Origin of the sequence: Oleiagrimonas sp. C23AA, assembly GCF_011759385.1 — a bacterium.
In the GTDB taxonomy this organism is placed as follows: domain Bacteria; phylum Pseudomonadota; class Gammaproteobacteria; order Xanthomonadales; family Rhodanobacteraceae; genus Oleiagrimonas.
On sequence record NZ_JAARLY010000002.1, the window covers coordinates 36134 to 55373 of the forward strand.

The window sequence follows — 19240 nt, forward strand, 5'->3', positions numbered from 1 at the left end:
AGACGTCGGTTTCCACCGCTCGCGGGACTGCGACGATATCGTGGCAGCGCAAATATAGGGCGGGGCGGAGGCGTACCTACCCACCCACGGTGGCGCTGATGCTTTGCTGCATCGCCATACCATCGTCCGCGTGGCTGATGGTCGAGAGAGGCTCGCTCACCCCCTGCTTCAGGGCCGTGTGAGTCGCAGCATGTGGCCGAAAGCGGGTGGTGGCTTTTCTGGAGACACATCATGAATGACTTGCACATATCGTCCCGTTTGCTCGATTGGCTGGGCATCGATTGGCCAATCATCCAGGCACCCATGGCCGGTGTATCAACGCCAGCCATGGCCGCCGCGGTCGCCGAGGCCGGCGGGCTTGGCTCGCTCGGTATCGGTGCAATGACACCGGAGGTGGCCGGTGAGGCGATCCAGGCAGTTGGTGCTTTGACGCAGCGATCGCTCAACGTGAATGTTTTCTGCCATCCCCCTGCGCAGGCGAATGCCGCGCGCGAAGCGGCGTGGTTGCGGCATCTTGGCCCCGAGTTCGAGCGCGTGGGCGCGCAGCCACCGGCACAACTACGCGAGATCTATCGTAGCTTCGTCGAAGATGCGCCCATGCTCGAATTACTATTGTCGAGTCGGCCGCGGGCGGTGAGCTTCCATTTTGGCCTGCCCGGAGCCGACGCCATTCGCGCTTTGCGTGAGGCCGGCATCATTCTTTTGGCGACAGCAACCAGTCTTGATGAGGCGCGCGCCGCCGTCGAGGCAGGCATCCATGCCGTCATCGCCCAAGGCTACGAAGCGGGAGGCCATCGCGGGATGTTCGATCCGGACGCGCCCGACGACCAGATGAGCACGCTGGCGCTCACGCGTTGTCTGGTGACCTCCATCGACGCGCCAGTCATCGCCGCGGGTGGCATGATGGACGGTGCGGGGATCGCCGCGGCGCTGCAATTGGGGGCGAGTGCCGTGCAGCTGGGGACGGCATTCGTCGCCTGCGACGAGTCGGCCGCGGACGAGAGCTTTCGTGCCTCCTTGTTCAGCGATGCGGCCCATCACACGGTGATGACGCGAGCCGTCTCCGGGCGACCGGCGCGCTGCCTTGCCAACCGCTTCACCGCCCTTGGCGCGCCGCTGCAGCCTGGCGAAATTCCCGACTACCCCATCGCCTACGACGCGGGCAAAGCCCTGAACGCTGCAGCGAAGCGGGCGGGAGATACCGGTTATGGTGCGCACTGGGCCGGCCAGGGAGCCCCGCTGGCAAGGGCGCTTCCGGTGCGCGTGTTGATGTCTGCGCTGATCGAGGAGCTGACCGCATGCATGGCGCCAGAATCGTTTCAGAAGATGGCTCGTCGCTCACCATCTCAAGGCGGTCGCACCTGAGCATCCGGGTAGGTCGTTGCGCGCGTATGGATGCGGGTGAAACAGCGCTCAATGGGTGGCTCTGTCGGGTGCAGCTCACGCAACTTGCGAGCTGCGTGGCGCAAACCTGCGGGGCGTCTACCCATCGCGGTGTTGCTCCGCTGCCAAACCTGGTCAGCAGGCCAGAAGCCCACGTCACCACCTATGAATGCAGGGCGTTTGTGCTGGCGCAGGTGGGCGCCAGCATTGCATGGCTCGACCGGCGTCTTCTGCCTCACCGCTTTGGTTGTCGGCCATCGCGCCCGGTGTCACACGGGCTCAGCGCGAAGCCACCGTAGTCGCGCCGTGTGACTGGCATTCGTCCAAGTGGTCGGAGTGCTGATCGCTGTAAGGCGCCAATTGAGGCACCTGTGCCACCAGTGTCTGGCGTTGCTGCTGCAACTGGCCCAGCGCGCTGCAGAAGTCGGGCGTAAAGATGGCCGCCTTGGCGCGTGCTTCCTCGCGGTCGCCGGCACTCTCGGCGCCGTGGAAGACCAAGTCGAACAGTACGTGCGGAATGGCGTAACGCACCACATGGGTGGCGCTGTCCAGCGACAGGTCGACCACGTGCATGGCGACCTTGCGATAGGCGAGCGTCGCGGCGCGTTGCTGCGCAGTAAGTGGCAGCGGTTTCTTGTCGATGATGACGCTGCCATCGACGGCGATGCTGGCGTGCGTCTTGCCGTGTTCGGCGCTCAATTGCAGCGGCGAGTGGTGCGCGTCCACCCTGGCCTGCTGCATTTGGCGCGTGGTGGATGGCATGCAGCCGGACAACAGTGTCGCGGCGAGCAGGCAGGCGCCGCCTGCCAGGAGGTTCCTGATCGATAGCATGGTCTGACAGCTCCTTCGTGGTCCTGCGCTGACCGGGTGTGAGCCGGATCGTTGAACCGTGTGTGTTGCATATATAGCACACCAATGCACATGAGCAAGCATGCCGAAGGGCATGGGCGCGTGTGGTACGCGTTGGTCGTGTGCTCGCGTCTCTGCTCGCGCCGCGCGTCATGGGCGGGCAATATCGGCAGGTGACAATGCGCGTTTACGCCTTTGGCGGGTGCGGGACGACAACTGATGAAACGCCTTTTGACGCGGTATCTGTGGGCCGGTGCGATGCTGGGAGTGGGTGGCACGTTGCTGTCGGCGCCGGCGGCGGCGCAGGTGCATCTGATCGCCCAGGGGCGGCTGGCTTCCGGCGGTGGCGACAAGGCTGCCAACACCGCGGCGCCGCTGGAAAATGGCGTGGCCGGCAACCGCCTGGGCGGGCTGGGTTCGGCGCTGGCCTACGCCGGCTGCGATACGTTTCTGGCGTTGCCGGACCGGGGTCCCAATGCCAAGGCCTGGAATGCGGCGCTGGACAACACCGACTCCTATATCACCCGCTTCCAGACCCTGCGCCTGACCTTGCATGCCACGCCGCATGACGCGCACTGGCCGTTCCGGCTGCAGCCGGCGTTGCGACAAACCACGCTGCTGTGGTCGTCCAGTGCGCTGGTCTACGGTCCCGGCGCCGCGCCGGTACTCAACCGTGCCGGGCATGACTATTTCACCGGGCGCTCGGATGGCTTCAGCGCGGACCACGCCAGTGACTGGCCTGCCGATGCACGCCTGGACCCGGAAAGCCTGCGTATCTCCAACGACGGGCGCACGCTCTACATCGGCGACGAGTACGGGCCGCATCTTTATCGCTTCGACCGGCAAACCGGGCGCCGCCTGGGTGTCATCAAGCTGCCCGCATGGTTGGCGGTGGCGCATCCGGCGCCGACCGGCCATGCCGAAACCCATCACAACCGTCAGGGGCGCGTCGGCAATCACGGCCTGGAGGGGCTGGCCATCTCGCCGGATGGAACCGTGCTGTTCGGCGCCATGCAGGGCGCGCTGATTCAGGATGGCGGCAACCATGGCGCCTATGCGCGGCTGCTTCGCATCGACCTGCGCAGCGGCCGGGTGCAAAGTTTTGCCTATCCACTGACCCGCACCTCGGGTCGGCACGGCCATGCCCGCTACAGTGGCATCAGCGAGATCGTGGCGGTGAACGATCACCAGTTGCTGGTCGACGAACGCGATGGTGGAGGCCTGGGCGGTAAGCATCCGGCGCGCGTCAAGCGCATCTATGAAGTCGACCTGGCCGGCGCCACGCCGCTGGGTCAGGCCCATGGGCAAGCCGCGCTGGGCCGGCATGCGCTTGGCAAGCACCTGTTTGTCGACCTGGTGAAGCGGCTGGGCGCGCATGGAGTGACGCCGGCGCAGGTGCCGGAAAAGATCGAGGGCATGGCGTTTGGCCCGGATGTGCGCTGGCAGGGCAAGGCCTGGCACACGCTGTATGTCAGTACCGACAACGATTTCCTGGATCGCGTCGATGGCAAGCCCAACCCTGATCGGTTCTTCGTGCTGGCCTTCGCGCCCTCGGACTTGCCCGGATATCGCGCTCAGCAGCGCGCCGCTGCTTGCCGGCGCGGTTCCTGAGTGGCGGTATCGATCGTTTCGCGGTGGCGGGTCGGCAAGCGGGCGAAAACCAGGCTGACACTCAAGCCCGGCTGGTTGTCTTCCAGCACCAGCCGCGCACCGTGCAGTTCGGCCACCGAACGCACCAGGGCCAGGCCCAGTCCGTTGCCGGCGGTACGCCGGCTGCCGTCCAGTCGCAGGAATGGTTGCAGCACGTCCTCGCGATGCTCGGCGGGCACGCCCGGACCGTTGTCGCGCACCGACAGCCTGGCAGCGTGCGTATCGGCGCCAAGTTCCACGGTGATGCGGGTACCGCGTGGGGTGTGACGAATGGCGTTTTCCACCAGGTTGACCAGGGCCTGCATCAGTACCTCGCGGTCGCCCCGGATGCAGATGCCGGGTGTTGTCTGCAGCGCCATGCGGTGGCCCTCGCTTTCGGCGACCACGGCGTAGGCCTCGAACAGCTCCTGCAGCAGCGCGGAAAGATCCAGCGTGCGCAGCTGCTGGACCATTTCGCCGGACTCGACGCGAGCGATGCGCAGCAGCGCCTGGAACACGTTGAGCAATTCGTCGATGTCGGCCAGTGCGCGTTCCAGCGCCGTCTGCAGTGCCTCGGGGTCGTCCGGCGGATGGCGTTGCAGGCGTTCCAGGCGCTGCCGCAACCGGGTCAGCGGCGTGCGCAGATCGTGCGCGATGTCGGCGCCGACGCGGCGCACGTCGTCCAGCAGGGTGGCGATGCGATCGAGCATGCCGTTGATGGTGGCGCCGATCAGGTCCAGTTCGTCGCCGTTGTGCCGGCGTGGCATGCGCCGCTCCAGCTGACCGTCGCTGATCGCTTCGGCCGCCTGCGACATGGCCCGCACCCGCGCCGACAACCGTCGCCCCACCAGCGCGCCCACCAGCAGCGAGACTAGAATCACGAACAACAGCGACACCGCGAAGATGCGGCCGGCGACGCCGCGCATGTGCCGCAGATAGAACGCATCGCGACCGACTACCAGCCAGCCGTGCTGGGCGGTGCGGGTGGCGAACAGTGTCAGCGTGTGTGCCTGCGGTTGCGGCGCGCGCCGCGTCGCGCGGGGCCGGAACTGCAGGCGTTGCCAGCCTGCGCGCGTGGGCATGTGGTCCAGGTTGCCGGCCAGCTTGATGCCGTTGGACGCGTACAGCGCGTACCAGCGCGGCAGACCGGCGCTGAGAATGACGCGCTCTTCGATCTCGGTGCTGAGTGCATCCAGTCCGCGCTGGTAGGACAGCAGCACCAGGTCGCGGGCGTCGGCGCGGATGGCGCGGTGCTGTTCCTCCCGTGCTTCATGGGCGGTGCCGATCCACAGCACGGCCGCCGTCAGCAACGAGAACAGCGTGAACAGGCAGGCCAGCAGCAGTGCCAGCCGGAACGCACTGGTGGGTCGACGTCGCATCCGGTCGTTACCGCAGCCGGTAGCCGTAGCCGCGCACCGTCTCGATAAGGCTTTCACTGGCGCCGCGACGCACCTTGCTGCGCAGGCGCGACATGTGGGTCTCGACGACGCCGGTGCGCGGGTTGAAGTTGAAGTGCCATACCTGCTCCAGCAGCATCGAGCGCGTAACCACGCGACCGGCGTGGCGCATCAATACCTCCAGCAGGCGGTATTCGGTCGGGGTCAGGTCCAGCACGTCGCCGTCCAGGCTGGCTTCGTGGCGCACCAGGTCCAGCCGCAGCGGGCCGGCCTCGAAGCAGGTCTGCACGTCGGCCAGCGCCGGGCGCCGCGCCACCGCGCGCAGTCGCGCCAACAGTTCGGCCAGCGAGAACGGCTTGCCCAGGTAATCGTCCGCCCCCGCGTCCAGGCCCTCGATGCGCTGGCTGGTGTCGCTGAGCGCGGTCAGCATGATGATCGGCGCGCGCACGCCGGCGGCACGCGCCGCGCGCACCAGTCCGATGCCGTCCAGGCCGGGCAGGCGCCGGTCCACGATCAGCGCATCAAACGACTCACCGATGGCCGCGGTCAGGCCATGTCGGCCCGTGCCCACCGCGCGCGTGTTGTAGCCTTCCTCGTGCAGACCGGTGGCCACCCACTCGCGTGTTTCGGCATCGTCCTCGACGATCAGTACACGCAAGACATCCTCCTTTTCCCCGGACGTGGCCGCTGCAGGGTGCCCGTCCGCAGGCGCCGCGCTCATGGCGGCGCCTCCAGACCATGGACACTAGGTGGCAAAGATGACGGCACGGTGAAAACGGCGCCTGTCAGTGCCGTGCCAGGTGCGTCCAGGCCACCCCCGGAAGCAGCGGGGTGAATTGCTGGCGCACCGCCTGCAGGGCATCGGGGTTCAGCCCCAGTGCCTCAAGCAGGGTAGGCGCCACCGAGGTGGTCGACACCGGCGTGCGCAGGCGCCAGCCCGGGTGCGGCAGCATGGGGCCGGACAGCAGCAGCGCCACATGCGTGTCGTCGTCGCTGAAACCGCCATGCTCGGCGCGCTTGCTGGCGCTGGCGTCGTCATAGATGACGCCCGGGTGAGGAATCACCACAATGTCCGGGGCACGGTTGTCGTGCTCGGCGGAGGGAAACAGCAGCGCCAGACGACGGCCCCAGAGCACGTTCTGGATGCCCAGTTGGGCGCGATCGGCCAGCAGCGTGCGCGCCACGGTGCCGGTGTTGCGCGCATCGTGCAGCCACAGCAGGGCGACCTGATCGGTGGTCAGCTGCGCCGGTTCGTCACGGGCGGCGTCGGCGACAACGGCCTTAAGGCGCGCCTTGTCCACATGGGTGATCTGCGCCGGGTCGATGGGTCCGTTGCCGTGCTTGGCGGTGATGATCAACAACGTGCTGGCGGCCAGGTGCTGCTTGACCAAGGTGGCCTGCAGCTCGCCGATCAGGCTGTCGACATGGCCCAACGCCGCGTCCAGCGAGGGCGAGGGCATGCCTTCGGCGTTCTGGTAGCCGGCCAGCTTCTGCGCCACGTTGATGCTTTGCAGGTTAAGACCCAGCAGGGTGGGCACCGGGGCCCTGGCGTGGCCGCCGTGGCGGTGGCCCTGCAGCTCGTTGATCACCGCGCGCATCTTGCCGGTGTCGTAGGTCTCGGTGGCGGCGATGGATGCGGTGATCACATCGGTATCCATCTGGTCCTCGCCATCCTTGCCGATCTCCGGCGTGTAAAGGTCATCCACGCCGTGTCCCGAGGGTCCCTGCACGATGGCGTAGGCCGGGTGCTTGTCGGCCCAGGCGGTATAGCCGCCAGCCTGGTGCACTACGTTGAAGACGGTGTTGACCTTCAGGTATTGCCACGGATACACGCGCCGGCAGCCGTGCGCCGGGTCGCGCGGCAGCCTGGCCGGGTCGATACCGCTGCCGTCGGGCTTGTCGATGTGCTCGTTGTAGAGCACGTGTGCGCCGTCGGCGACGCATGGCCCTTGCGCCGGCGCCAGGCTACGGTCCCAACTGTTGTCGTAGTACACCCCGGTTACCGCCGGGGTGCCCCCGGTGACCAGCGCCAGCAAACCCGGAAACGAGTCGGCCGGTACCACCGTGTGCGCATCGGTATATTCAATGCCATGTGCGGCCAGCGCAGCCAGATGCGAATCGGGGTGGAAGCGAATGAAATAACGCAGGTCCAGGGCGTGCAGACCATCGATGCTGACCAGTACCACGTGGCGGACCGGCGAGGGGCGGGCGTGCAGCGAGGCAGCGGCCGGCCAGGCGCTGGCCGCCATCAGCAGCGCACAGCAGCGCGCAACAAAGCGTTTGTGCATGAATCGACTCCGGATGCGCCGTGCCGGCGCGCAGGAAAAAAGAGCGGTCCGCGCGGCACGGGTCGCCACGCGGACCGCATCCGCGGTGACTTAAAACACCGGGATATTGAAGCTCGCCATCAGGCTGCGGCCGGGCGTGGCATAGAACAGCGGAACGTTGCCGGCTGTGGTGCCACTCAAGACATTGAGCTTGCGGATGTCAGCCAGGTTGAACACCTGCAGGCTGAGACGGGAGCCGCGCGGCAGCACCGCCGCTTCGGGCAGTGTGTAGTGCACGGAAAGATTGGTGATGGTGTTGGGCTTGAAGCGATAGATGCCGATGTCCTGGCCGCTGGCGCTGGTGCCGTAGTCGCCGAAGTTGGCGCCGGTGTACTTGGCGGTGAGCACCGCGTTCCAGGCGCCATGGGTCCACATCAGTGCGGCCGAGCCCATGTAGCGGGGCGTCTGCTTGAGCTGCAGGCCGTCGGAGTTGCGCGTGGCCTTGTTGTAGGTGGCATTGGCGTACGCGGTCAGGCCGCCGCCGATCAGGTAGCTGCCTTCCACTTCCAGGCCGCGGTATTTGACGCCGCCCAGGTTCTGGAAATAGGTGACGCCGGCGATCTTCTTCTTGCTGACCATGTTGGAGAAGTCGATGTCGTAGGCATCCACCGTGAAGTTGGTACGGTCGCCCTGCCACACGGTGCCGATCTGGTAGTTGGTGGTCTGCTCGGGCTTGACGCTGGCCGCCGACGAGCCCGGGTCGGGCACGTAGTAGAGATTCTCGTTGGGCGCCAGGTAACCCTTGGCTGCCTGCACGTAGGCGGTCCAGCCATCGGCGATGCGGTAATGCGCGTCAATCGCCGGCAGCAGCTTGGACCAGGTCTGGCTGTAGTCCTGCGGACCGCCGATCTTTTCCTGCACCGAGGCGACATCGTGGCGCTTGAACCAGGCGTACTTGAGGCCGCCGGACACGGTCAGCGCGTCGGTAAGGTTCCAGTCGTATTGCAGATAGGGCTGGAAGGTCTGGAAGGTGCCGTCGATGCGGCGATCCTTGCTGCTGCCGTTGAAGGCATCGGCGCGGCTGGCGCCATTCCAGGCCCAGTGGTTGGTCGCGTCCTCGTCGATTTGATAGCGGTGATACAGCTGCTTGTTGTACCAGAGACCGTACTTGAGCTCGCCCGGCCCCAGCGACTGGTGCATGCGCAGGGTGTCGCCCCAGTTGCGGTACAGCATGTACATGTTCTGGCCCGGCACATTGGTGGCGCTGTAATAGGTGCCGTTGGGCGTGCCTGCGCCAGCGGGGAAGGTGCCGTCGCCGGTGGAGCCGGCCGGGCCGTTGCCGGTGCCGTAGTTCAGGTTGCCGCCGTTGGGGTCCAGCCCGTTCCAGCCGCGGTGGTAGTCCGACACCGTGTACAGGTTGTTGTCCACGTGCACGTCGCCCAGCCGCGTGGTCAGGCGGATGTACTCAAGATCGGTATTGACGGTGTCGAAGTTGTAGCAGGTGCAGGCCTGGCTGCTCGGGTCTCGGTTGAGGCCGTAGCGATCGCCGAACACCTGCATCTGTCCGGGCAGGTTGCTGCGCGTGGCGGTGTCGCCCTCGGGGGCCACATAGGGATAGCTGGTGGCGCCGACGATGGCCGAGTTGCTGCCGGTGCCGGTGTTGACCAGCGAGGCGAAGGTCAGCTCGGTGTCCTCACCCAGCGGCTTGACCGCCTTGAAGAAGAAATTGTGTCGCACCAGGTTGGCACCGCTCAGGTAGCCGTCGGTCTCCATCTGGCGGTAGTCCACGTAGGCGCGCAGGTCACCGGCCTGATGCAGGGTGCCGGTGTCCAGCGAGGCGCCCAGCATGTGCGTGTTGAAACTGCCCCAGGTACCGTACACGTGGGCGCCGGCAGTCCTGGCCGGGTCGCGGCTGTTCATCGACACGGTGCCGCCAAACGTGGCGTAGCCGATGGTCGAGGCATTGCCGGGTCCGCGGTCGACGCTGACGCTGCCGATATCCTGCGGCATGAAATAGTTCACCGAGTGATGGGTGAAGTCGTTGGCGTCGCCGAACGGGATGCCGTCCATCAGCAGGTTGAACTGGCCATCCTCGAAACCGCGGATCTTCAGGCCCTTGCTGTTGCCCATGCCGCTGCCATTGGGTTCGGCATCGTAGACACTGGGCGTCAGCGCGATGACATCGGTATAGGCGGCAATGGGCGACTGCATGGCGCGGATCGCCTTGCCGTCGATGACGGCGCGCGGCTGGGTGGCCGTCAGCGGGGTGATCGACGGCAGTTTCTGCGCCGAGATCGTGTCAGCCGTGACATTGACCGTCGACAGCTGCTGGCTGGGCGTGTCCTTGTGCTTGTTGTGGGCGAGGGGGGCCGTATCGGTGGTCGTCGTCCCGGCCAGTGCCGAGGCGGGGGCCAGGATGGCGGCGATGGCAAGAACGAGCGTCAGTCGGTGCGGAAGTCCGGTGCGCGGCGGCATGAGTGGTTTCCCGTGAGATGGATGACACGGGCATGATCGGAGCCGGATGCGGCGCTCGCTTTACCGCGGGCTGCCAAACGGGGCACGGCGCGCTTACAAAACCGCAAGGTTCATTGGCGCCACTGACGCCCATGGCGATACGTGCCGCGCCATGGGTGCAGGCCCGCGAGTGGCGCGCTGCGATGGTGAAGCATGGGGGCTTCCCTCGGGGCACGGGCCAGGCAGGCTCCGCTGCCGGCGCGGGTCAGGCACGTCCGGCGGTGAATGCGCCAGAGGTGTCTGTCGGCATCCGGCACGTGGCGCACAGGGAAACCCTGCCCGATGGCCCCGGCCGTTTTGCCGATCCCGTTGGTGCGTTGCGCGAGGCTTGCGCGGTGGTCAGTCCCCGCCGCCAAATTCCTCGAAGGCGCGCATCGCCTCGGCGGCGTACATCAGTGACGGACCACCGCCCATATAGACGGCCACGGCCAGGGTCTCGGTGAACTGCGCGCGGGGCACCTTAAGCCGTACCAGTGTCTTGACGTGGAAGCCGATGCAGCCGTCGCAGTGACCGGCCACGCCAATGGCCAGCGCAATCAGTTCCTTCTGGATGGCTGAAAGCTCACCCGGCGCCAGTGCTGCCTTGGCCATGGCCGAAAAGCCGGTCATGGTGTCGGGCTGGTCGGCGCGGAAGGTGGCCAGCGCCTGGTTCAGGTCGTCGGTAAGGGTTTTGAACGACAGATGTGACACGCGTCGGCTCCTTTGGCGCAAGGGCGTGGATGCGGACGCAAGCCGTCCACGCGACGATTTTGCGGGAGATCGGCCTGGTGCTTATGGATTTGGATCAATAACCGGCCCGGCGCACGTGGGCGCTTGCCAGCCGACCAAAGCCGCCGCTCCCGCCAAGCCGCAACCTTGATGCATGTCAATCCGGCGGGCGCGCGCGCGCCTACAGTGGCTATCGCCTTTCGCGGGTTCTACCGCCTCAAAGAGGACAGCCATCATGCGTTCATCCGCTATCGCCGTCATGTGTATTTCACTCGTCCTGGCATGGGGATCATCGGCCACGTTTGCACAGAAGCGCGGGGGCGGCGCACAGCGTTCGCATCCGCCTGCCAGCACCACGCGCGGTGACCGGCTGCAAACGCAGGACCGCATGAAGGACCGCGATCAACTGCACGACCAGGACCGCATGCGCGATCGCGACCGCATCCACGACCAGGACGGCCGGGCCATCTATGGCTATCAACTGATGACGCCGGCCGAACGTCGTACCTACATGAACCACATGCGCAGCCTGAAAACGGTGCAGGAGCGCAACGCGTATCGCATGGAACATCGCAACGAGATGCAGCAGCGCGCCCGCGAACGTGGCGTGGCCATGCCACCCGACAGCGGGCAGGGCACGCAGCGCCAGGGTGGCGATGGCGGCAACTGAACAAGGCGCCCGGGCGGCGCTTGCGGTCGCGGTGGCGGCAAGGCGTATATCGACGTTGCAGGCGAGGGCAGCGCTTGCTGGGGACCGTCGAGGCCTTGCCGCCGCCCTCTGCGGATGCGGGGTTCTTGCCGTGGCGGCGTGAAGTGTGGCGCCGTGCGTGAATGTGCCGGCGACCGACGCGCCGATGATGACTTCACGATCAGGCGGCGGCGCGGGAGCGGACGCGCCACCGCCGTGCGGATCAGACCGCCGCGGAGGCGTAGTCCATGCGCCTGAGATCGTCCAGCATGCCCGGTCCGGTGGGTTGCCATTTCAGCGTGTTTCGCGTCCAGGCGCTGGACGCCAGCAGATCCATGCCGGCGAAACCCGCCAGCCAGCCGAAGTAGTCCGGGGCCTGCTCGGCACCGATGGATTTCACCGGCATGCCAAGGCCCTCTCCCAGTACCTGGACGATGTCGCGCACGGCAATACCCTCCTCGGCCACTGCGTGGTAGCGCGAGCCGGCTTGCGCATGCGCCAGCGCCAGTACGTAAAGCCGTGCCACATCGTTGACGTGAGCGGCCGGCCAACGGTTCCGGCCCTCGCCCAGATACGCGCAATAACCCCTCTGGCGGGCGATGTCGATATAGGGGCTGACAAGTCCCTGCCTGGCGGTATCGTGCACCTGCGGTAGACGCATCACGGAAACAGCCAGGCCACGCTCCAGCAGATCCTGCGCGGCTTGCTCGGATGCCTTGCGCGGATTGGGATGATCGAAGTTGACCACATCCTCGCGTGCCGGTCCGCCGTCACCGGGGTCACCCAGGCCGGTGCCAGAGGTAACCAGCAACGGCCGATCGGAGCCGGCCAGTACCTCGCCCATGGCGAGGATCACACGACGATCCTTTTCGCAGTTGGCGACAAAGTTGGAAAAATTGTGATCGAACGCGGTGTGGATCACTGCGTCGGCCTGTTCGGCGCCGGCCTGCAGGCTGGCCGGGTCTTCCAGCGTGCCGCGATGCACCTCGGCGCCGGCCTGGGACAGCGCCTGGGCGCCGGCATCCGAACGCGTCAGGCCCAGCACCTGATGGCCGGCGCCGAGCAGCTCAGGCACGATCCTCGAGCCGATGAAGCCGGTGGCACCGGTAAGGAAAACACGCATGGCACTCTCTCCAGAAGGTGGAACGGAAGCCCAACGTGCCGCGTTTGTTCAACAGGTAAAAGTAGTGAAGTTATCCCGGTATAAGCGCCAACAGGCTCGGCGTCTGTCCAGGGATGTCCAATGCAAGCAGAGCAGGCGCTTTACTGCCCGCTCTGCTTGCATCACGGGGCATGATTTTCAGCGCTTGCCGTTGCCTGTGCCACGTGATGATCCGCCCGCCGGGTCGAGTTTCCGCGCGTAGGGGCATTGCCGCGTCCTTTGCCTGATGGTTTGCCCGGGTTCTTGCTTGGGCGTTGGGAACCGGTGATTTGGACATATGACCTCCGTGTTTAGTGGCCGCGCCCTCATGGCCAAGCCACGCCCAACATGGTGAGGTGGGATGTCCATTTGGTGACCACGGATGGCAGGGGGCGGGTACGGCGAAGGCAGGCCTATGGTCTCTCGGATTAAAGGGCTTCATCCTCGACGAATTGCTTCAGACGACCCAGCGCCTGGTCCCATTGCGCGGCGATGGCATCGAGCGCCTGACGGGCCTCGTCCAGGCGCGTCGGTTCGAAGGCCCAGCGGCGTTCGCGCCCGTGTTTGTCGTCATGGACCAGGCCGGCGTCGGCCAACACCTGCAAGTGCTTGGTGACTGCCTGGCGGCTAATGGCGGTGCCGGCAGTGAGCTGGGCGATCGACAACGCACCGCCCGCGCAAAGCATGGTGACCAGGCGCAGGCGGGTGGCATCACCGAGCGCGGCAAATACCAAGGCGGATGTTTCTACGCGCGCGTCGCGGCGTGCGGACTTAGTGCGCGTCGACATATCGCTGGATGTTGCTGATCTGTTTCTTCCAGCCACCACGGTTGGCGCGCAAGGCATTCTCACGGCGTGCGGCTGGCAGCGCGTCAAAACCCGACTCGGTGAGCCGAAGCAGCGTGCCATCGTAGGCTTCTTCCAGCTCGAAGCTGACCAGGGTAGTGGGCTCGTCGCTGTAGTCGACGGTGGTATCCACCGCATAGGGATGCCAGCGATAGGAAAACAGCCGCATTGGTTCGATGCGCTCGATCAGCAGCGTGATTGGCGTGCCGCGAAACTTCTCCTGCATCTTGGCCACTTCCGCATCGACCTGGGTCGGTTCAATGCGGCCACTTACCGGCTGGCCGGCGATGAACGGGCCATCGAACGCCATGCCGAACCACGCCCCGAACTGTGCCGGGTCGGTCAGCGCCCGCCATACGCGCTCGCGTGGCGCCTTGAGAAGTATCTGCCGTTCAATGTGATCGGTGCTGTTCATGCGCGGCTCCATATTTACGCAACCATTAAGTTGCATAATGCGCCAAGGCTGATCAAAAAAGCAACTAAAAGGTTGCGTTTACGCGTGGTCTGCCTGCCCCGCTCAGATCGAGAGTGAGGTAGCCTGTGCTGGCGTCGGCGCATCGCGATTGCCGCGCGCAGCGTAGCGGGTGGGTGCCATGCCTGCGTGGCGTGAGAAGGCGGCGCTGAAGGTGCTGGCCGAGCTGTAGCCGACGCGCTCGGCGATCTCGGTGATGCCTGCATCGCCGCGACGCAGCAGTTGCTTGGCCAGCGCCATGCGCCAGGCCAGCAGGTAGGCCATGGGTGCCATGCCGACGGCGCGGCTGAAGCGTTCGAAGAAGGTGGAGCGTGACAGCGCGGCGTGGCGCGCCAGTTCACCCATGCTCCAGCGTCGCGACGGGTCGCCATGCATCGCGCGTAGCGCCTGCGCCAGGCGCGCATCGGACAGGCCGCTGACCAGACCGGGCGACGCCTGGGTGGGCGTGTTCGAGCGCAGCGCTTCGATCAGCAGCACTTCCAGCAAGCGCGTCAGCACCATCTCACGCGCCGGACGCTGCGCGCGGGCTTCCTCGCCCACCAGCTTTACCAGCACGGCCAGTCGCCGGTCGCCGCGAATGTGCACACGGCGCGGCAGCAGCGATATCAGCAACGCCGCGTCGGGCGAGGCGAACTGGCAATGGCCAATCTGCATGCGCAGGTCGATGGGACCGTCCTGTTGACCGATGCGAAAGTGCCCGTCGCCCAGCGCCACTGGCTGGGTGTCGATGTGCGTGTCCACGTCTTCCAGACTGGCCATGGCGGTGCCATGCGAGGCGGGCATCAGCAGAAAGTCGCCGCTGCGCAGGGTGAGCGCTTCGTCGCCTTCGGTCAGCACGCGACAGCCACCTTCCAGCACCACGCAATAGAACGACTCGCTGGCATCGGGGCGGTGCACGCACCAGGGGCCGGCGCCCACCACCGATTTGGAAAAGCGTGCGCTGGGCTCCAGCAAGGTGACTACATCGGTCAGGGGATCAGTCATGTCGGACGCTCGCCAAAAATATATGGACGCTTGCACGCAGCGCGTACGGTCACCGCGGCCTATCGTGTCGCCAACCCACCCACGCTGCAAGGAGTTGTCTCATGCAAACCGTATTGATCACCGGCTGCTCGTCCGGTTTCGGGCTGGAAACCGCGCGCTATTTTCTGGCGCGCGACTGGCGTGTCATCGCCACTATGCGTACCCCCGACCCGGCCGTACTGCCGGAATCTGAAAACCTGCGTGTGCTGGCGCTGGACGTGACCGATGCCGACAGCATCCGTCGCGCCATCGACCAGGCCGGTCCCATCGATGCGCTGGTCAACAACGCCGGTGTTGGCGCCGCTGTGCCCTTTGAGCTGACCTCACCTGAGATCGCCCGAGCGCTGCTGGAAACCAACACTATCGGCACCATGGCCATGACGCAGGCGGTGCTACCGCAATTTCGCGAGCGCCAGGCCGGGGTGGTCGTGAATGTCACCTCCACCGTCACCCTGAAATCGCTGCCGCTGGTGTCGATGTACACCGCCAGCAAGGCAGCGGTGAATGCATTTACCGAGTGCATGGCGCTGGAGCTGGCGCCGTTCGGTGTGCGCGTGCGTCTGGTATTGCCGGGGCGCTCGCCGGAAACGCGCTTTGGCGACAACGCGCATCGCGCCGGGCTGGATCACCCGGCCTACGCCGGGATGGTTCAGCGTGTGGTGGCCGGCATGCGTGACACTTCCAGTCCGATGACCCATGCGCCGGATGTGGCCAAGGCTGTCTGGCGTGCGGTGACCGACCCTTCGGCGCCGGCGCGTCTGCCCGCCGGGGCTGATGCCGAGGCCTGGGCCGCGGGCGGCTGAGGCCCTGCCGCAGGGGCGCGCGGGCACCGCATGCCGCCCGCGCGAACCTGCTCTTGCCCTTGTCGGGCGGCCGCTCATGCGGACCGCTTGCCCGGGGCATGCCCGCTCGCGCCACGGTCCGATACCGCATGGGCCCCACCTGTGCCATTGACGCCCTGGTGTGGGCCGACGCTGCGCTGCGATCGGTGCGCGCGCGTCAGCGCAGAACGCCGGGTAGCCAGCGTGCCACGTCGCGCCGACGTGTCCGTGATGCCACGTACAAGCGACGCGCCCGCCACGATTGCCAGAGCACCAGCAGCGCCAGCACGATGACCATGAAGGGTGCCACCGCGTCAGGCCAGGGTGTTGGCACCTGTCCACGTGGCAGCAGGCGCACGCGCATCAGTCCGTCTTCGGTGTCGACGGCGGCGACGATCGCGTGGATCTGGAAGTCGCGCTCGTCCATGCGTTGCGCCAGCGCGTGCAGTGCCTTGCCGGGATGTTCGTCGAGCCATGCGATGATCTTGGCCGCAGGCAACGGATCGGCCGGCTCGGCGAGCTGCAGTTGCACGGCGCGGGCGCGTGTTTCCGGCGCCAGCGTCAGCGCTTCCCGCAGGCTATCGCCATAGACCGGTGCCAGCGCCGCCTCGATCAGCTCGGCCAGCAGCTGCGTATCGGCCCTGCCGAGCACGATGCTGTCGCTGCCCGACTGCGGTCGCCTGGCCTTGATCCTGAGCATGCGCAGCGCGCTTCGCAGGCGACGGCAGGCGCGATCGTGGCGACGCTCACACAGGTTGTAGGCGTCTTCGGTCAGTTGTGGGAAGTGCGCCAGGAAGTGATCGCCGCGAACCCGCTCCAGCGCTCGTTGCAGGGCCGAACGCGCCGGACTGCTGTCGCCTTGGTTGCGGCGCAGACGGCCGGCCTGGCGCTGCAGACGCCTGACGGTGGCGGGGATCTCGATGGCTCGGGGTGCCTGCGCCGCACCCCAGGTCAGGCGTGAACAATCGGCCAGCCAGGCCGGACCTCGCTCGGAGAATCTGGCACTCGCCTCGCGGGCGACGGCGCAGCGCGCGGTACCGGACGCAACCAGGCGGTCGCCCGGTACCGGAAGATGACGACGCAGCCCGGCGGCCGTATCGGCGTGGACGGTCGAGGGTCCGGTGACCAGATTCCAGGCCAGCGCCACCGACGTACCCAGCGGCGCGGCGATCCACCAGGCCACCATCAGCACCAGCGCCGCCAGTACCGCCAGGGTGGCGTGACGTCCCCAGTGCACCACCGGATAACGCTGGCGTTGCTGATAGATGCTCAGCTGGCCGTGTCGCACCACATGCCCCTGGGTGTCCATCTCCAGATCCATCGTGCCGCTGGGCAGGCGCGATTTCAGATGCTCGAACCACGAGGCCGGGTACTTCGCTTTCACCTCGCCCATGTAGATCGCGATGGAGCGGATGTTCTGTTCCTCGTAGGCATTGACCTCGGCGCGCAGGCTCAGCGGTCCGCGCATATGGCGCAACTGCGCGGGTCTGGTGAACAGTGGCCGGTTCGGTGCCGCGAGATAGCGCCACAGTCCAAGGATCAGTATCAAGGCGGGTGCCGCCACCAACGCCGGCATGGTCTGGGCGAAGGTCGCGCATATCAGCACTCCGGCCAGACCCAGCGCGATGCCTATGGCGCCAGCACTGCCGCGCGAGGCCGCATCCTGGCGCAGTTGCATTTCCTGCTCGCGCTCGTGACGGGTGCCGAGCAGGCGCGTCGGCGCGGGGCCGCCATCGCCGTCGTACGCGGACACAGCAGCCATGCCGTCTGCTGCCGGGGCTTGCCCGGCGGTCATGCCGCTGTCCAGGGTACCCAGATCGCCCGATGCAAGTCTCACGCGCGCCTGCTCTTTCCTTTGCTCGGCCTCGACTGCATCGGCCAGCGTGTAACCGTTCAGGCTCAGCACGATGACCTGCTTTTTGGCCAGCACCACCTCGGCATCGTTGATCGCCCCCAGACGGGTACGCAGTCCGGGATGCAGCTTGACCTCGATGTCATCGATCAGGTCGAACCACTCGCCCGCGCCATGGCGCCCCTTGATGCCGTGGCGGACATAGGCGCCACGGAGCCGGCGCACATCGTCGCCGCATGCACGCGGATGGAAGGTACGCTCGACCAGCGCACGTTCCTCGCCGCCCAGCGCGCGAATGGGTTGGCTGTCGCGGAACTGGCGAAGGGCCCGTTTCGATCGCCGTCGGCGGCGCATGTAGACCGTGGTGCTGTAGATGGAGATCAGCAGCAGCACGAGAAGAAGCAGAAGTTGTATGGAGCCCATCTGTTTCGAGACGTCCCTTGAGCGGTTGCACGCAAAGAGCCAGACGGTTGCAAGGTACTCGGGGCGAGTCAATGAACACGGCATGGGGACGTCGACGGGCGACGCCTGGTGCCGCATGCAAGTGGCCGACTCCACGAGAAGGTGAAGTGGCCGCGGTATGGTGTCGCGGGCTTTCGGCGTGCTGATCGTTGCATCGCTGCGCGGCAGCTCGGCTGCATACCCGCGCCATGGCGCGCTAAGCTGCGGTCGGTGGTTACCAAGAGTGCCTGGTATGCGTTGGATGGCTCCACTTGAATGGGTCGGGCGTGCGCTGGCGCGTTTCCTGGGCAAACCACGCCAGAGCGAGTGGCACTTCGGTACCTCCAGTTTCGAGCTCCTGGCCAAGACGCTGCGCAAGGGTGACGTGGTGCTGGTCGAGGGCAGCAGCCGTTTCAGCACGGCCATCAAATACCTGACCCAGTCGAGCTGGTCGCACGCAGCGCTGTTCATCGGCGAGGTGCCTGAGGCAGGCGGTCCGGCGGGATTCCTGCTGCTGGAGGCTGACGTTGAACATGGCGTGCGCGTGGTGCCGCTGGATACCTACGCCGGTCAGCACACACGCATCTGCCGTGCGGTGGGTCTGTGCCAAGAGGAGATCGACCGACTGGTGGCCCACGCCATGGCGCGCATCGGCCAGCGATACGATGTGCGCAACATCGTCGACCTGATGCGCTTCCTGCTGCCGACACCGCCGTTGCCCGGCCGCTGGCGCCGCCGCATGCTGGCGCTAGGCAGCGGTGACCCGACCCGTGCCATCTGCTCATCGCTGATCGCCGAAGCGTTCCAGAGCGTGCGATACCCGATTCTGCCGCGCGTCGAACGCAGCGCTCGCGGCAGTCGCGCGGCACGCCATGCGCGGCGGGAAATTCTGCACATTCGCAACTCGCGTCTGTTCACTCCGCGCGACTTCGACATTTCGCCGTACTTTCGCATCATCAAGCCACTGATCGAGCAGCGCTTCGACCCGCATCGACTGCGCTGGGCCAGGCCGGAAGATGGCACTACTATCCACAGTGATCATCGACGCGGATAAGAGCCGCATTGGCGTGACATCGGCCGACAGGGAGTGGATATATGAGCCGGGTATGGATCCTGTTGATGGCTGGCCTGTCATTTTTGGCCATCTATCTGTTGACACACCATCGTTCCAGGCATGTGCAGTCACCGGGACCGCGTCCCGACAACCAGG

The 19240-nt window shown here is 66.2% G+C and carries 16 protein-coding genes; 5 read left to right on the top strand and 11 right to left on the bottom strand.

Annotation, left to right across the window (positions count from 1 at the left end; genetic code table 11):
- Positions 1 to 231: 231 nt before the first annotated feature.
- Entirely contained in the window at positions 232 to 1365 is a 1134-nt protein-coding gene (locus HBF24_RS03165; protein WP_167168909.1) for a nitronate monooxygenase, read from the top strand.
- A gap of 297 nt (positions 1366 to 1662) precedes the next feature.
- Here HBF24_RS03165 and HBF24_RS03170 read toward each other — a convergent pair whose 3' ends face one another.
- Entirely contained in the window at positions 1663 to 2214 is a 552-nt protein-coding gene (locus HBF24_RS03170) for a hypothetical protein (RefSeq protein WP_167168911.1), read from the bottom strand.
- Positions 2215 to 2451: 237 nt separating this feature from the next.
- Between HBF24_RS03170 and HBF24_RS03175 the strand changes: the two genes are divergently transcribed.
- Positions 2452 to 3843, top strand: coding sequence for an esterase-like activity of phytase family protein (locus tag HBF24_RS03175; protein WP_206064163.1), 1392 nt, complete (start codon positions 2452 to 2454; stop codon positions 3841 to 3843).
- On the opposite strand, the gene HBF24_RS03180 is transcribed toward HBF24_RS03175, so the two are convergent.
- The 5 genes from HBF24_RS03180 to HBF24_RS03200 form a co-directional block, all read right to left on the bottom strand.
- Positions 3807 to 5240, bottom strand: a complete 1434-nt coding sequence (locus HBF24_RS03180; protein ID WP_167168914.1) for a HAMP domain-containing sensor histidine kinase — start codon at positions 5238 to 5240, stop codon at positions 3807 to 3809. The genes HBF24_RS03175 and HBF24_RS03180 overlap by 37 nt on opposite strands.
- A gap of 7 nt (positions 5241 to 5247) precedes the next feature.
- Complete coding sequence (locus HBF24_RS03185; protein ID WP_206064164.1) at positions 5248 to 5916, bottom strand: response regulator transcription factor; 669 nt, start codon at positions 5914 to 5916, stop codon at positions 5248 to 5250.
- A gap of 127 nt (positions 5917 to 6043) precedes the next feature.
- Entirely contained in the window at positions 6044 to 7546 is a 1503-nt protein-coding gene (locus HBF24_RS03190) for an alkaline phosphatase family protein (protein ID WP_167168920.1), read from the bottom strand.
- A gap of 90 nt (positions 7547 to 7636) precedes the next feature.
- Positions 7637 to 10000 carry a TonB-dependent receptor gene (locus tag HBF24_RS03195; protein ID WP_167168922.1) on the bottom strand — a complete coding sequence of 788 codons (2364 nt, stop codon included), beginning with the start codon at positions 9998 to 10000 and terminating at the stop codon, positions 7637 to 7639.
- Positions 10001 to 10378: 378 nt separating this feature from the next.
- Complete coding sequence (locus HBF24_RS03200; protein WP_343162704.1) at positions 10379 to 10729, bottom strand: carboxymuconolactone decarboxylase family protein; 351 nt, start codon at positions 10727 to 10729, stop codon at positions 10379 to 10381.
- 406 nt (positions 10730 to 11135) lie between these two features.
- On the opposite strand from HBF24_RS03200, the gene HBF24_RS03205 reads away from it, so the two are divergent.
- The gene (locus HBF24_RS03205; protein ID WP_167168924.1) at positions 11136 to 11417 is read left to right on the top strand and encodes a hypothetical protein; all 282 of its coding nucleotides are present in this window, start codon (positions 11136 to 11138) and stop codon (positions 11415 to 11417) included.
- A gap of 241 nt (positions 11418 to 11658) precedes the next feature.
- Here HBF24_RS03205 and HBF24_RS03210 read toward each other — a convergent pair whose 3' ends face one another.
- The 4 genes from HBF24_RS03210 to HBF24_RS03225 all read right to left on the bottom strand — a co-directional run bounded on the left by HBF24_RS03210 (position 11659) and on the right by HBF24_RS03225 (position 14877).
- Positions 11659 to 12558: an SDR family oxidoreductase gene (locus HBF24_RS03210; RefSeq protein ID WP_167168927.1), complete on the bottom strand. Its 900-nt coding sequence runs from the start codon at positions 12556 to 12558 to the stop codon at positions 11659 to 11661.
- Positions 12559 to 13004: 446 nt separating this feature from the next.
- On the bottom strand, positions 13005 to 13364 hold the full coding sequence (locus HBF24_RS03215; protein ID WP_167168930.1) for a metalloregulator ArsR/SmtB family transcription factor: 360 nt from the start codon (positions 13362 to 13364) through the stop codon (positions 13005 to 13007).
- Positions 13348 to 13836 (bottom strand): SRPBCC family protein, encoded by a 489-nt coding sequence (locus HBF24_RS03220; protein ID WP_167168933.1) that lies wholly within the window; start codon positions 13834 to 13836, stop codon positions 13348 to 13350. Before HBF24_RS03220 ends, HBF24_RS03215 begins: the two co-directional genes overlap by 17 nt.
- A 102-nt stretch (positions 13837 to 13938) precedes the next feature.
- Positions 13939 to 14877, bottom strand: a complete 939-nt coding sequence (locus HBF24_RS03225) for an AraC family transcriptional regulator (protein WP_167168935.1) — start codon at positions 14875 to 14877, stop codon at positions 13939 to 13941.
- A gap of 101 nt (positions 14878 to 14978) precedes the next feature.
- Between HBF24_RS03225 and HBF24_RS03230 the strand changes: the two genes are divergently transcribed.
- Positions 14979 to 15719: an SDR family oxidoreductase gene (locus HBF24_RS03230; protein WP_167168938.1), complete on the top strand. Its 741-nt coding sequence runs from the start codon at positions 14979 to 14981 to the stop codon at positions 15717 to 15719.
- A gap of 196 nt (positions 15720 to 15915) precedes the next feature.
- Here the strand turns inward: HBF24_RS03230 and HBF24_RS03235 are convergent, their stop codons facing one another.
- Positions 15916 to 17982: an IgaA/UmoB family intracellular growth attenuator gene (locus HBF24_RS03235; protein WP_167168941.1), complete on the bottom strand. Its 2067-nt coding sequence runs from the start codon at positions 17980 to 17982 to the stop codon at positions 15916 to 15918.
- A gap of 310 nt (positions 17983 to 18292) precedes the next feature.
- On the opposite strand from HBF24_RS03235, the gene HBF24_RS03240 reads away from it, so the two are divergent.
- Positions 18293 to 19084: a YiiX/YebB-like N1pC/P60 family cysteine hydrolase gene (locus tag HBF24_RS03240; protein WP_167168943.1), complete on the top strand. Its 792-nt coding sequence runs from the start codon at positions 18293 to 18295 to the stop codon at positions 19082 to 19084.
- Positions 19085 to 19240: the final 156 nt, after the last annotated feature.